This window comes from Paenibacillus sp. S-12 (assembly GCF_030363895.1).
GTDB lineage: Bacteria > Bacillota > Bacilli > Paenibacillales > Paenibacillaceae > Paenibacillus_B > Paenibacillus_B alvei.
This window is the reverse complement of the sequence record NZ_JASIUF010000005.1, coordinates 62,389-77,012: the sequence shown is the minus strand read 5'-3', so window position 1 is coordinate 77,012 and position 14,624 is coordinate 62,389. Positions and strand designations below refer to the sequence as shown.

General features: G+C 46.2%; 11 protein-coding genes. 1 reads left to right on the top strand and 10 read right to left on the bottom strand.

Going from position 1 to position 14,624, the window contains the following annotated elements:
• Window positions 1-177: 177 nt before the first annotated feature.
• The 6 genes from NO352_RS03175 to NO352_RS03150 all read right to left on the bottom strand — a co-directional run bounded on the left by NO352_RS03175 (window position 178) and on the right by NO352_RS03150 (window position 7,738).
• Complete coding sequence (locus NO352_RS03175) at window positions 178-1,146, bottom strand: ABC transporter ATP-binding protein (RefSeq protein ID WP_005547531.1); 969 nt, start codon at window positions 1,144-1,146, stop codon at window positions 178-180.
• Complete coding sequence (locus NO352_RS03170; RefSeq protein WP_005547529.1) at window positions 1,143-2,126, bottom strand: ABC transporter ATP-binding protein; 984 nt, start codon at window positions 2,124-2,126, stop codon at window positions 1,143-1,145. The genes NO352_RS03175 and NO352_RS03170 overlap by 4 nt, the downstream gene beginning before the upstream one ends.
• 9 nt (window positions 2,127-2,135) lie before the next feature.
• Window positions 2,136-3,056, bottom strand: a complete 921-nt coding sequence (opp4C, locus tag NO352_RS03165) for an oligopeptide ABC transporter permease (RefSeq protein ID WP_005547527.1) — start codon at window positions 3,054-3,056, stop codon at window positions 2,136-2,138.
• 16 nt (window positions 3,057-3,072) lie between these two features.
• On the bottom strand, window positions 3,073-4,029 hold the full coding sequence (locus NO352_RS03160; RefSeq protein ID WP_005547525.1) for an ABC transporter permease: 957 nt from the start codon (window positions 4,027-4,029) through the stop codon (window positions 3,073-3,075).
• Between the two features lie 84 nt (window positions 4,030-4,113).
• On the bottom strand, window positions 4,114-5,844 hold the full coding sequence (locus NO352_RS03155; protein WP_005547523.1) for an ABC transporter substrate-binding protein: 1,731 nt from the start codon (window positions 5,842-5,844) through the stop codon (window positions 4,114-4,116).
• Window positions 5,845-6,364: 520 nt separating this feature from the next.
• Window positions 6,365-7,738 carry a polysaccharide deacetylase family protein gene (locus NO352_RS03150; RefSeq protein WP_483311813.1) on the bottom strand — a complete coding sequence of 458 codons (1,374 nt, stop codon included), beginning with the start codon at window positions 7,736-7,738 and terminating at the stop codon, window positions 6,365-6,367.
• A 189-nt stretch (window positions 7,739-7,927) separates the two neighbouring features.
• On the opposite strand from NO352_RS03150, the gene ytvI reads away from it, so the two are divergent.
• Window positions 7,928-9,076: a sporulation integral membrane protein YtvI gene (gene ytvI, locus NO352_RS03145; RefSeq protein WP_005547519.1), complete on the top strand. Its 1,149-nt coding sequence runs from the start codon at window positions 7,928-7,930 to the stop codon at window positions 9,074-9,076.
• A 42-nt stretch (window positions 9,077-9,118) separates the two neighbouring features.
• Here ytvI and NO352_RS03140 read toward each other — a convergent pair whose 3' ends face one another.
• The 4 genes from NO352_RS03140 to mltG form a co-directional block, all read right to left on the bottom strand.
• Window positions 9,119-10,939 (bottom strand): peptidoglycan D,D-transpeptidase FtsI family protein, encoded by a 1,821-nt coding sequence (locus NO352_RS03140; protein WP_289354884.1) that lies wholly within the window; start codon window positions 10,937-10,939, stop codon window positions 9,119-9,121.
• 228 nt (window positions 10,940-11,167) lie between these two features.
• A complete protein-coding gene (locus NO352_RS03135; protein ID WP_163977365.1) occupies window positions 11,168-12,508 on the bottom strand; it encodes a peptidase U32 family protein in 1,341 nt (446 codons plus the stop codon).
• Between the two features lie 17 nt (window positions 12,509-12,525).
• Window positions 12,526-13,461, bottom strand: coding sequence for a peptidase U32 family protein (locus NO352_RS03130; RefSeq protein WP_289354883.1), 936 nt, complete (start codon window positions 13,459-13,461; stop codon window positions 12,526-12,528).
• Between the two features lie 17 nt (window positions 13,462-13,478).
• A complete protein-coding gene (gene mltG, locus NO352_RS03125; protein WP_289354882.1) occupies window positions 13,479-14,540 on the bottom strand; it encodes an endolytic transglycosylase MltG in 1,062 nt (353 codons plus the stop codon).
• Window positions 14,541-14,624: the final 84 nt, after the last annotated feature.

The following is a 14,624-nucleotide window of genomic DNA, read 5'->3' as shown; positions in this document are numbered from 1 at the left end:
AACGGCCACTCCTTTCATTAAGCTTTCCCTCATTATAGACCCTAATTATGTCATCCTATGTCATATTGATAATAGAAGGAGCTTCTTCTAAACCATTCAGTCCTTCTTAATCAGCGCACGCAAAACAGGCTGCCTCATCTTAATGAGACAGCCTGTAAATTACGCATAAGATTCAAATTAGACCAAGTGGCAGGCAACGTGATGTCCGCCGCCCATATCACGGTACTCCGGCACCGCCTGCTTACAAATATCTGTCGCGAACGGACAGCGTGTATGGAACTTACAGCCAGATGGAGGGTTTGCCGGGCTTGGAATATCCCCTTGCAACACGATCCGCTCAGGCTTGCGTGTTGGATCCGGTACAGGAACTGCAGACAACAGCGCCTTCGTATATGGATGAAGCGGATTGCGGAACAGCTCATCACGAGGAGCCATCTCAACGAGCGACCCCAAGTACATAACCCCGATCCGGTTGCACAAGTGCTCTACGACTGACAAGTCGTGAGAGATGAACAAGTACGTCAGGTTCTTCTGCTCCTGCAAATCACTCAGCAAGTTGATAATCTGTGCTTGAATCGATACGTCGAGCGCCGATACCGGCTCGTCAGCTACAATAAATTCAGGGTTCAGCACCAAAGCGCGCGCAATCCCGATACGCTGGCGTTGTCCACCAGAGAATTCGTGCGGATAGCGATCGATATGATACGGAGCCAAACCACAAATCGTCAAAATCTCTTTAACCCGATCACGCACTTCGCTCTTCGAAGAAATGCCGTGGTCAATCAAGGCTTCGCCGATTGCATCGCCAATCTTAATGCGCGGGTTCAAAGAGCTGTATGGATCTTGGAACACAAGCTGCATCTTAGGACGCATATTGCGCAGATCCTTTTTTGACAGATCATGAATTTCTACACCGTTGAACAATACTTGTCCTTCGGTCTTATCGAGCAAACGAAGGATGGTACGTCCCGTAGTTGATTTCCCGCAACCGGATTCTCCTACAAGACCAAGCGCTTCTCCTTTATTCAAGTTAAAGGACACGCCGTCAACCGCACGAACATGGCCTACCGTTTTTGAAAAAATGCCGCCTTGGATGGGGAAGTATTTTTTCAAATTGTCTACTTGCAACAACGGTTGTTGACTCATTGTACGTCCCCTCCCTTTTCATACAGCCAGCATGCTGCCTTATGTTTGTTGTCATATACTTTAAGCTGAGGCTGCTTATCCGTACAAATGGACATACAATGCTCGCAACGATCATTGAAGTAACAATTCTCTCCAAGCTCTACAGGGTTCGGAACCTGTCCTGGAATCGTATATAAACGCTCCATACGCTCATTGATGACTGGTTTCGCCTTCAAGAGACCTTGCGTATACGGGTGCTTTGGATTTTTGAAGAGCTCCAGCACAGGAGCTTCTTCAATCACTTTACCTGCATACATAACGACAACATGGTCTGCCATTTCCGCTACGACACCAAGGTCATGCGTAATCATCATGATCGCAGTATTGAATTCCTTCTTAATGTTGCGCATCAAGTCCAAGATCTGTGCTTGAATCGTTACGTCGAGCGCGGTTGTCGGCTCATCCGCAATGAGAAGCTTCGGATCACAGCTAAGCGCAATCGCGATCATGATCCGTTGACGCATACCACCGCTAAGCTCATGCGGATATGCATCGAAGATTTGTGCCGCGCGTGGAATGCCGACCAGTTCGATCAGCTCGATCGCGCGCTTTTTAGCTTCCTTCTTCGTAACGCCTTTATGCAACAGGATAGGTTCTGTCAGCTGTTCCCCGATCGTAAATACCGGGTTCAGGGACGTCATCGGCTCCTGGAAGATCATCGCGATTTCATTACCGCGGATCTGACGCATTTCACGTTCCTTCAAGCCAAGCAAGTCTTTGCCATTATATAAGATCTGACCGCCCTCCACTTTACCTGGAGGAGAGACAAGACGCATAAGAGACATCGCTGTTACGCTTTTTCCGCATCCGGATTCACCAACAACACACAGCGTTTCTCCTTCTTTAATCGAGAAGCTGACATCATTGACCGCTCTTACGACGCCACTGCTAGTATAGAAATTCGTCCGCAAATTGCGAAATTCGATCAAGTTATTTGACATAACGTATCCCTACCTCTTCATTTTCGGATCGAGGACGTCTCGCAAGCCGTCACCAATGATGTTAATCGAAATTACTGTCAAGAAAATACATACGCCCGGCGGAATCCACAACCATGGACGCTTCTGGAAATCAATCAAGTTGTTCGCCGCTGTAATCATGTTCCCCCATGATGGTGTCGGCGGTACTACCCCTAGACCCAAGTAACTCAATACCGACTCTTGCAAAATAGCACCCGCAACTGTCAATGTAGCTACGACAATAATGATCGGAATTGTGTTCGGCAGCAAGTGGCGGAAGATTTTGCGGCGGTCACGCAGACCGAGCACTTCTGCCGCTTGCATGAACTCTTGCTCACGAAGCATCAAGATCTGTCCGCGCACGAGACGGGACAAGCTCGGCCAGCTCATGAATCCGAGCAAGAACATAACGACAAAAATCCGCTTGTCCGGTGGAACCTTCATATCCGAAAGTACCGCGCCGAGAATAATGAGAAGCGGCAAGCTCGGAATCGACATCATAATATCCGCTAGACGCATGATGATGGAATCAACCCATCCGCGATAGTAACCTGCAAGTGCGCCAAGCGTACTACCGATTGTGACAGAGATAATCATAGCAACGAGACCGACGATCAAGGATACGCGTCCTGCGAGCATTACCCGCAGCAGGATGTCGCGACCCAGGTTGTCCGTACCAAGCCAGTGTGTAGCGGAAGGGCCTTTATTTTTCATCGGGCCCATCGTATCCAATGTATATGGCGAGAACAGCGGACCAATAAAGCAAATGACGAACATCAATAGTACAACGACAAGTCCGCCCATTGCGAATTTGTTTTTGCTAAGTTGCTTAAATGCCAACCTCCACGGGGAAGCAGGCTTCGTCTTCGAAGCAGCTGTTGCAGCTGCAGAGTTAGTAGCAGTTTGAGACACGAGCTTTTTCCCCTTTCTATTTCATGCGTACACGTGGATCGGCCACGCGGTACAGCACGTCAGCTAAGAAGTTACCGAGCACAGTGAGCAATGCCAAGAACATTGTGAAGCCCATCAACAGGAAGTAGTCACGCGACGTGATTGCTTCCAAGTTAATACGGCCGATACCCGGCCAGTTGAAGATTTTCTCTGTAATCATTGCGCCACCGAACAATCCCGGAAGCTCGATGCCCAACAACGTAATTGCAGGCAGCATTGCGTTGCGAAGCGCGTGTTTGAAAATAACGGTTCTTTCTTTCAAGCCTTTCGCACGTGCAGTTCGGATGTAATCCTGACGAATAACTTCCAGCATGCTCGTACGGAAATAACGAGTAAGTGAGCCTACACTCAGTGCAGTCAATACGATGACTGGCAGCATTAAGTGATGAATCAAATCCCAGAATTGCGCCAATCCGGTTGCATTGCTTCCGGAGGTGTACATTCCGCCTACAGGGAATATTTTGAAGTCGACAGCTAACGCTTTTATTGCATATAAGCCAACAAAGAATGATGGCAATGACATTAAAGCAAAAACGAGAAACGTAACTACTCCATCAAAAAAGGAATATTGCCTGATAGCAGAAAATACACCGACTAAAATTGCAATTGCCCATGATAGAACTAATACGATTGCAGCAATCATAAAGGAATTCCACATATAGCGATTGAGTACAGTTGTAACCGGTTGCTTATGCTGTATCGACATCCCCAGGTCTCCCTTGAGTGTATTGCTAGCCCAAGTGAAGTAACGTTCTGTTAGCGGCTTGTCCAAACCGTGAATCGCTTTAAGTTCAGCAGCGCGTTCTTTGGAAATCGTCGGGTTCGAATCGATAAAGTTACCCGGTGCCAATGCAAATACGGCGAACAGGATAACGGATACCCCTATTATCGTAGGAACCAATTGTAACAGCCGCCGGATGGCGTATTGCTTCATAATTATTCCTCCTAGCTTTATATAAGCCTAAATGCCCAGCCCGAAGGCTGAGCATTTTGCAGGCACTATTCATATGCCTTGCGGCTATTGAATTTGCAATTGTGGCAAGCTGTACGTGAAGTTACGGTAAGGCGACATATCGAAGCCTTGCAAACGAGCATTGTTAGCCCACATGTCACGACGTTGATACAAGAAGATATATGGAAGATCTTCGTTTAACTCTTTATACAACTCTTTAAAGACTTCTTTACGCTTTTCTGTGTCTACCATTGCTCCAGCTTTTGTGAACAGCTCATCAACCTTCGGATTGGAGTATCCAACATCGTTCTGGGAACCGCCAGTCTTGAACACATTTTCCCCGGATTGTGGGTCTGGAGTTAAGGACCAAGCCAAGAACATCATGTCGAAATCGCCTTTTTTACGCTTGTCTATAGCTGCATTGAAGTCCATTTGCTCTGCAACGAATTCGATGCCAAGCTCTTTGTAGCTGGCTTGAGCAAGCGGAATGATTGCATCGTTTACAGGGTTAGGCGTTGTAGCTGTAAACGTAATCTTGAATTTCTTACCGTCTTTTTCACGGATGCCGTCTGCGCCGACTTTCCAGCCTGCTTCATCCAGCAGTTGTTTTGCTTTTTCCAAATCGAAATCGTACTTATTCACATCATCCGTGTACGCCCAAGATACTTTGGATTGCGGAACGTTCAGTACGTCTGCATAGCCTTGATATACCGCATCGACGATTTCCTTACGGTTCAAACCGTATGTCAATGCTTGGCGAACGCGCTTGTCTTTAAATTGATCATGCTTATGGTTGAATGCGATAAAACCGTATCCGTTAGTAGGGAACAAGTTAATATCAACAAACCCGAATTCTTTCAATTGCTCGATTGTATCTTTGTTAACATCGATGAAATCCATATCTGTTTCGCCAGCTTGCAGCAATTGGACATTCGTTTCCGATGTCGTGAACTTATAAATCAATTTATTGATTTTCGGCTTGCCTTGGTAGAAAAGCTCGTTCGCTACCAATACCGCTTCTTGACCTGGAGTGAACTTTTCAAGCTTGTACGGCCCATTGCCGACTGGATGTGTGAACAGATCTCTCATATAACCAAGGTTACCTTGTTTGTAATCCTTGCCATAGATTGCTTTAGGAAGCACGCCTACGGAACCAATAGCGGAAAATGCCAAAGCGTTAACTTCGGTCGTCGTCACTTGAATCGTGCGCGGATCCAACACTTTAATGCCTTCAATGGATGTCGCTTTTCCTTCTTTATACTCTTTGCCGCCCTTAATATGAGCGTCCTTGATAATGTCGGTAGGACCGTCATAAGACTTGTCGTGCAATACAGTCAAGCTGAATGCTACGTCATCCGCAGTCAACGGAGTATTATCACTGAACTTCAGGCCGTCACGCAATGTGAACGTGTATACAAGATTGTCCGGGGAAATTTCCCATTTCTCTGCTATGCCTTCCTTATAAGTACCGTCTTTGTTCACTTCGATCATACTGGTGAATATGGAAGTATTAATAAAGTTATCATATGATGTTTCACCATACAGCGGATTGAAAATTCCGCTTGGCGCTGAGATGCCGATAATCATGGTGTCCTTACGGTTCTTCGCAAGCTCTGGAGACATGGATGTATCCGAAGCTTTAATCAAGCCATCGGTTACCAATTCTTCAGCCGGTTGTTCTGTATTTTGCCCAGTAGACTTGTCCGCACCCTCAGAGGAACTTCCGCCTCCGCAAGCAGACAGGATAAGTGTCAATGACAACAATAAGCAAATCATAGTGCTAAGACTTTTCTTCACAACATTCTCCCCTTATTTCTCAGATGGCATTTATAAATAGTATAAAAGTTGTATACATATTACCTAGATTTAATAGAATGTTCGGCTATATCCTCTTTTATAGAACATTGGTCAATAAAATATGAAAGAATGACCAATTCCTCCGTAGGAAACGAATATTTTTTCATAATACTACTTGATAACTTCGTATTTGTAAATGCTTATGTCAGCTTTACCTTAAAAGATTTTAATTTTCGTTCGATAACTTTTTTTTATCAATGATAAGCAATTCGGCTTAAAAAATCATTTTTTTCATATCTAAAAACGGAAATCTGTTCCTAATTCACTATTTTGTTTCCTCTCAGTGGATAACTGTTCACATAGTCCTCTCAGAAAGTTCATTCCTCTGTTTTTATTCTTTTGCATAAAAGTTGCATAAATACTCAAAACGATTTTACACAAAAAAAATAGCTTTAAAAAATGGTCAGTACCATTTTCTAAAGCTATTAAACAAATGTAATTATATGGTATTATCGGTTGATTATAGTGGATGTGCCGCGTTTTCTACTTTCTGATCAACGAGTACGATTCGCTCAGAAGCATTCGCATCAAATGCATAATTTCTGTTTTTCCCATATCGCGACAGCAATGTTTCTGTAGACATAATAATCAACTTCGGAATCATCTGCTCCGCTTGCTGCTTCAAGCGATTCTGTCCTTGAGGATGAATAATGCTCATAAGGAGCCGTAAATATCTTCGGGTCACCCAAGAGAACAAGCCTCTTGGTAAATCCCGCACCGTAAACCCAAATTGCTCAGGGCCGCGATGCATCATACTTACTCCGTACAACGCCTTCACATTCGCCCGCAAATTATCATCGCTTAACAAATAATCTGCAAGCTCAGGTAATGTGCGCTCGACTGAGCGTATCATCTGGATTGCAATTTGCATTGAAGTCCGCGACCGATGACCGATATCATACAATAACTTATTGTCAAAATGCAGTTCCAACACAAGGTCATTGTGCTTCAGTTCTACCCCGTCATCCAACATGACGGCTTTGCCATGGTACGGGCGGACACGGAAGTGGAACACCGGTTGTTCACTGTTCGTTGTCTTGAGAGCAAAAACGGAGTGAAACCCTTTCTCGTAGAGAAACCAAAGACGCACAACCGTTCGTCTAAGCCAGCTTGGGTTCTCGATTCGGGCTTGATCAGTCAAGCGGATAAGCTCATCGATACGGACACAGCGCAGTTCTCGCTTCTCTGCTTCCTCCAGGAACCGTTCCAACGCCACAAGCATATTTGCTGGTGCTTCACGATCCGCTCCCAGCGTCAAGCCGCAATCATGCAGCAGCAGCACTTCTCCACCCCGACATCGTTTCATCATGCGTTGATATAAGCGTTCGGCGCCAAGCTTCTTCCGCCAATCCCCGAACAATACAGACCATAAAATAATTTGCAGGTAACCGAGGTTGCCATAGTCGAACAAATTAACGATTCCCCATGGGGGCCGATAATAATTCGTACGCTTGCCCGTTACTGATTGAATAATGTCTGACGTTTTGCGAATTTGTCGTTTCACCGTTTTTGGACGCATCAGCCAGTTGGACTTATGAACATAGTTGTGAATGCCGATAAGATGCCCCTCATCGTGCATTCGCTTCAGCAATTCCGGATGCTGCTCTGCATGTATGCCAACAACAAAAAATGTTGCCTTGGCATTATATTTCTTCAACAGGTCTAACAGTTGCGGCGTATAGATTGGATCTGGGCCATCGTCAAACGTCAACGCCAGCTCCCGTTCTGCACGTCCCTTCTGAAAGACACGAAATCCAAACAGGCGGCTGATTAAGCCAGGGAGAAACGCATAAAACGTCAGGATGTAAAACCCCCATAATAAAATGAATTCCACCATCCTAGTTCCCCGTTTCTTTTTACAAAATAAATGCGACATTCTTATACTTTACGAATTGCATGTACGTATGTATTACTCTACGTATGAACTGTTATTATTGTAACATAATGAACAAAGAATAGGCACGGGAAATCGTTTCGTGTACAATGGAAAGCATACTGTATTTGGTGAAAAGGAGTCTGTTCTATGATTGCATTTTACCGTAAGTATTGGCGTACGGCATTTGATATCGCATTGCTGATCGTAACCGCTTATTTAATCATGTATACGTTCAGCTATTTGTATTCAATCGCCGCCCCTATCTTCTTGGCTTTTGTGGTATTCATGTTCATCGAGCCGTTGGCCGCTTTTCTCAACCGACGAGGCATGAAGAAAGCAATCGCCTCGGCCATCTCTGTATTATTGTTCGTGCTGGTCATATTAGGAGCTATGTTCGGTCTTGGATTTATTGTCGTCCATCAAGCCATTGAATTGCAAGGTCAACTGCCCTCCTACATTAAGGCTGTTCAGAATGAACTGGTTAACATCGCCAACTACTTGCAAAATCGCTATGAGTCATTGCCGCCTGATGTATCTAACCGCATCAATGATTATGCGGGCAATGCTGCGAAGCATATTTCTGAATTTATCGCTGGACTGCTCGGCCTGCTTATTAAGCAAATTACATCCTTTTCAACATTTACGCTGAACTTTGCCATTGCTATTATCCTTGGCTATTTCCTCAGCATTGAAATTGATACGTGGCGCAGAGTTGCCCGCAACAAAACACCGCGTACTTTTCTCAAAGCGTACCTATTTTTAAAAGAAAATGTTTTAAAGGGATTATCTGCCTATTTGAAGGCCCAGCTGAAGTTGATTTCCGTAACCTTTATCATTGTTTTTATCGGTCTTCTTTTGCTTGGTGTGAGCAATTCCTTCCTTGTCGCCTTGTTATCGGCTCTCTTTGATTTGCTTCCCTTGCTTGGAATTCCATTTATCTTCATCCCTTGGATTGCCTACCTACTTATCATCGGCAATACGTCACTTGCAATTGGACTTGCTGTTGTCATGGGCGTCACACTTCTTGTTCGGCAAATTCTCGACCCTAAAATTACAGGAACATCACTTGGAGTGTCCGCATTTACCATGCTATCCTTCATGATCGTATCGATGTCATTGTTTGGGGTAATCGGTATCGTTATGTCCACCGTCCTGTTAATTTTAATTAAAGCCCTCTATGATCAAGGTTATTTAAAACGTTGGATTCGTATGCCTAAAGAAGAATTTGATTCTGGACATCCGTTTGACAGCACCAGAGAAGATAGCGGGGACAATAAGGATAATACCCCTTCTTGACTTACTAGCCGTTCCGTCCTCACATCCGTAAAGATGGAACGGCTATTTCTGTGCGTGCTGTGCCAGTACCTCCATAACTGCACCAAATACCTCTGTAGCTTTATGAGAAGCACTTGCTGGATCATTTTCACTTACTACACTTACCGCATATTGCGGCTTCTCTACCGGCCCATATCCGACAAACCAGGTATGTACGTTAGCCGTTCCATATGCTTCAGCCTGAGCCGTTCCGCTTTTCCCTGCAACATTCCATGAAACCTGCCTGAGCGACTGTCCTGTGCCGTACTGCACCACATCTACCATCATTTTTTGGACACTGCGGGCTGTCTCTAACTTCATAATCCGCTCCTTCTTCGCTTGTACAGCGAATCGAGCGAGCGGCATTCCCGTTGCATACTGCACCTCCTGAATTAATCGCGGGGAGCCGTAATTTCCATCCTGCAGCAGTGTCACAACAAAATTGGCTGCTGCCAACGGTGTTATTCGAACATCCCGCTGACCAATTCCTGATTGTGCCCGTACCCCTCCCGACACATCCACTGGCTGCACACCGTCTGGAAAAACACGACTTTCTTCTTCACCCTCGAAGTGATGCAAATTGCGATGCCCCATGCCATCATCAGATATCATGCCAACAAGCCCGCTCACTCCCATCCTCTGCGCATAGCTAGCTAATTGCTCTCCAGACAAACGCTCTCCCAGTTCAGCAAATACTTCATTGCACGATTCTGCCAACGCTTCCCTCAGCGTAAGCATGCCATGTCCTTCCGGCAGCCAACATGCCAACCCATACTTTCCGTAGTGGCCGTCGCACTGGAAGCGTTCATTCAGTTCCGTCAATCCCGCTTCCATAGCAGCAGCTGCAATGAATAGCTTATATACAGAGCCTGGAGGAAGAGCCTTAGTCGCTCGGTTGTTCCATGATCCCTGTTCAGGTTCAATATGATAGGGATCTGCGGATGGGCGGGATACCATCGCTATTACATCTCTTGTTGCAGCATCAAGTACGACGACGGAGCCTTTTGCAACCTTGAACCGATCAAGCACTTGTTCAATGGCAGCTTCGATCATCTGATCGGTTGTTGTAGTTAGCCGCAAAGGATAATACGGATTATCAGGCCGTCTTATGCGAACATGAAGGCCATTTAGCGGATGTCGCCCAGCATCTGTATAATGCACAGCCGTCGTTGCTCCCAAGCCCTTCAGCAGCGGCCCAAAGGATCGCTCCAATCCCGATATGCCAACAACGCTGGAAACCGCATTGTTTCTATTCCTTTTAGAAGTGATTGTGTTAGCAGAGCCCGCCAAATCTGCGATTGCTCCTACCCATTGCGGGGTATGCTGACGCAGCGGATACCGAATCGTATACGGAAGCGCGCTAACTCCCTCCCAGTCGGACGATTGTATCTGAGCCGCTTGATCCGCGGTAAGCTCGAAGGGCAGCTTATCATCCTTCTCATTCGGCCAAATCAAAGGCTCCGCAAGCTTCTCCCATCGTCTGCTGACCTCTTGTTCCGGCAAATGCAGCCATAGCGCCAAGCTGCGAACCGCGTCTGTGCTTATCGTATTTTTATTCACAGGAAAGAGAACCAGAGCCGTAACGAGTTGACCGGTATACGGTCGCCCTTCCCGATCAACAATCGTTCCGCGTCCATCATCCAGCACCACAGCACGGGCACGCTGAATAACCGTACGCTGCATTACCGTATAAGTGCTATCGTCTACCTTACTGTGAACGAACAGCAGTTGAAGCCAGCCCAGCCTTACAATATAAATACCGATAATTACCGTAATGACACATGCTAACAAAGCAAGCCGATTGTTCATGAGCCGCTGCCGCTTAGAACGTTGGCGTGACAACACTTTCACCCACCACCTTCACAACAATCGAGATTTGAAACATCTTTTTAGTATCATTACTGCCCACTTCCCCATTCTCATAACCACGATTACGGGTACTATCCAACAGTCTACTTCTTATTAACGGTGATCCAACGTTATTGCAGAACAAAAAAGCCCTCGCCATCTTCTGGCAAGGGCTTAAAACGACTGCTGATTATTACTGCTCTTATTTAATTGCTGATCTATGTTTTACGCTTTTGCGTTCTTCTTGCGCATCATATCGAAATACGTTACCGGCTGATCAACCTTCATGCGTACGAGCTGCAGCGGATGGCGAGCTGCATCCAGCTCATTGCCTTCTGTATCCCACAGCTTATCCACCGTTTGCTTGAAGAACGTGTTGTTCGGGCCAAAGAACTCAACCTCAGCTCCCACCTTGAAGTGATTGCGCTGTTGGATCGTCGCAATGCCAGTATCGGCATCGTAATCCATAACCAAACCAGCAAAATCATAAGGTGCCGGCTTGTCTTCCGGCTCGTAAATATGATCCTCATGATCCGGCTCTTCGTAGAAGAAGCCAGTATTAACAGGACGGTTAGCCGCCTTATAAATCTCATCCAACCATTCCTGCTTCAGCTCATAGTTGTCTGGATCGGCCATATAAGCATCAATGGCTTTCCGATATACGTTTACTACCGTGGCCACATAATGAATCGACTTCATACGACCCTCAATTTTGAAGCTGTCTACCCCTACATCGATAAGATCCGGCAAATGCTCGATCATGCACAGATCCTTCGCGCTCATAGCGAACGCATTGTCATTCTCATCGAACAACGCCTTCTGATTCACGCCCAGACGGAACTGCTCCAGAACAGAAGAACCCGATGCTTCCTGTTCGCTGATCATATCCATTGCATCTGCACGGTCATCCTCGAACAGATCGTATTTCCAGCGGCATGATTGGCAGCAGCCGCCACGATTGGAATCGCGGTTTGTAAAGTGGTTGGACAACACGCAGCGTCCGGAATAGGAAGAACACATCGCTCCGTGAATAAAGGCCTCAATTTCGATATCGACATGATTTTTCATCTCCTGGATTTCATCCATGCTCGTTTCCCGAGCCAAGACGACGCGAGGCATGCCTTCATTTTTCCAAAATTGAATCGTTTGCCAGTTGGCGATCGACTGCTGGGTGCTTACGTGAACCTCCAGCTTCGGTGCCACACGCTGTGCCGTTTCAATAATGAATGGATCTGCGGCAATAATCGCGCTAATGCCTGCATCCTCCAAATTGCGAAGATATTCCTCTAACCCTTCGACATCTTCATTATGCGCATAAATATTCGTCGCAACGAACACCTTTGCGCCATATTTTTTAGCAAACTCCACACCTTCACGCATTTCTTCAAAGCTGAAATTGTCTGCATTAGAGCGCAAACCGTACTTCTGACCACCAATGTATACGGCATCCGCACCATAATGGATGGCGAACTTCAACTTCTCCAAATTGCCGGCGGGAGCGAGCAGTTCCGGCTTGTCCAAGCGATATCGCTTGCCGTTATATTTATGTTTTGTTTGTGTGCTCATCGTTGTACGCCCCCTCCTTAATACATTTGTTCTTTATAGAAAAATCCGAATGACAGCTCTCGCTCAGGATCCTGAACAGCACGGATGCGATCCATCCATTCATCCTTCATGACATACCCTTCAGGATCGGCGATATAGGCATCGATTGCTTCACGATACACGCGAACGACGGTTTCATTGTATGCAATAGACTTCAATATTCCTTCGATTTTGAAGCTGTCGATACGAGCATCAAGCAGTGACTTAAAATCTTCAATGAAGCAAATATCGTCAGAACTCATGATGTGGGTTCCGTTGGCATCTTCATACATCGGGAACTTCTCATCCTGACGTTCCCGCTCAACGAGGAAGAGCTTCTGATCCATGCCCACTTCATACGTACCTTCCTCTTTACCAAGATGATGCATGTAATGATGAACTAGGTGACGCTTCGAATGATAAATATTAGTCATGCCATGAATTTGCACTTGGACTTCCATGTCAGGAAGCTGATGTTTCATCTCTACGACTTGCTCCAAGTTCAGCTCACGGGCAGCAACAATGCGACTTGCGCCGCGCTTCTGCCAGTATTGAGCTGTCCGGTAGTTCGTGGATGTCATCTCGGCATTCCATTGCAAACGAAGAGATGGTGCCGCAGTTTTTGCAACCATCAGCACAGCCGGATCACCATAGGCAATCGCATCGACTCCAAGATCCTCCAGTTGTTTCAAATATTCAGACAAATCCGTTAAATGCTCATTATGCATAATATTATTAACTGCAACATACAGCTTGGCGTTATGGCTGCGGACGATCGGCAGGCTTGCCTGAATATCCGCGATTGTCATTTCACCCGGCATGCGCACGCTATATTTTACTTCCCCGACGAGGACTGCATTCGCACCAGCCTGAAGCAGACGCTCCAGTTCCTCAACACTGCCTGCAGTAACAAGCAATTCCGGTTGATAAGTCATATTCATTTCACCACTTTCTATTGACCTGCCGTTTTCTTGCTCTGTTCGATATTACGCTCATGCTCTGGAAACGTTTTGGCGAACAGATGCGTTTGGGAGCCGTCTTTTTTGGTCACATAATACAAATACTCTGAAGCCTCCGGCTTTAACACTGCTTGAATGGAGGCTGTACTTGGACTAGAAATAGGGCCCGGCGGCAATTTATCTATTTTATACGTGTTGTATGGACTATCGATTTCCAAATCTTTATAATACAAACGTTCCTTCGGCTTGTCCAGTGCATATTGAACGGTAGCATCGATTTGCAGCCGCATGCCCTTGGCGATTCGATTATCAATGACGCCCGCAATCAACGGACGCTCTGTATCAACGACAGCCTCTCGCTCGACCAATGAAGCCAGCGTCATCATTTCATGAAACGACAATCCACGTGTCTTCAGGTCAGCCTCCCAGCTTGGTGACGCTTGTGACAAACGCTTCTCTGTTTCCTGCACCATTCGAGTAATAATGTCTTCCTCGGAGCTTCCCTTCTTCAGTTCATAAGTCTCAGGGAACAAGTACCCCTCAAGTTTATGCTTCAGCTTAACACCATCAGGAATATGCGTAACAAGCGGCGCTGACTGCTTGAGCCAAGACGTATCATCCGTCAGTTTCAGGAAACGCTCCTTGTCCACAATGCCGTCCTTGCTTAGTTTGTCCGCAATCTGTTCCACGGTATAACCTTCAGGGATCGTGAAGCGCACCATTTCTTCCGCAACAACATCACCGCTGTTCAGCTTGGCAATAATGTTGTCATAGGTAGAACCTGGACGGAATAAATATTTCCCCGCTTGGAAACGGCTGCCCTCCCCGTTCCATTTCAGATACACTTTGAATATGAGTGCATTGCGAATAATTCCCTGCTCCTCCAACTGCGATGCGATCGCTGCTGTTCCAGAGCCTTGCTCGATTACAACCGGGATATCCCGCTCCCCTTGCGCAGAAGGACGCATTTCGCTCCATATATAACCAATCCCGACCCCGGCCACAAGCAGAATCACAAGGCTGATCGTCAGATAAATCTTCAAGCCTTTCCTCATCCACACACTCTCCTACATGGAAAAAGAGCGGATTTCCGCCCTTTTTCCGTAAAGTATCAGTTAGCTGATGCCGCGTATCACTCA

What these genes read in the sequence shown, in the direction of transcription:
- NO352_RS03175 (WP_005547531.1), bottom strand. Translation starts at nt 1,146, where the DNA reads ATGAGTCAACAACCGTTGTTGCAAGTAGACAATTTGAAAAAATACTTC.
- NO352_RS03170 (WP_005547529.1), bottom strand. Translation starts at nt 2,126, where the DNA reads ATGTCAAATAACTTGATCGAATTTCGCAATTTGCGGACGAATTTCTAT.
- NO352_RS03160 (WP_005547525.1), bottom strand. Translation starts at nt 4,029, where the DNA reads ATGAAGCAATACGCCATCCGGCGGCTGTTACAATTGGTTCCTACGATA.
- ytvI (WP_005547519.1), top strand. Translation starts at nt 7,928, where the DNA reads ATGATTGCATTTTACCGTAAGTATTGGCGTACGGCATTTGATATCGCA.
- NO352_RS03135 (WP_163977365.1), bottom strand. Translation starts at nt 12,508, where the DNA reads ATGAGCACACAAACAAAACATAAATATAACGGCAAGCGATATCGCTTG.
- NO352_RS03130 (WP_289354883.1), bottom strand. Translation starts at nt 13,461, where the DNA reads ATGACTTATCAACCGGAATTGCTTGTTACTGCAGGCAGTGTTGAGGAA.
- mltG (WP_289354882.1), bottom strand. Translation starts at nt 14,540, where the DNA reads ATGAGGAAAGGCTTGAAGATTTATCTGACGATCAGCCTTGTGATTCTG.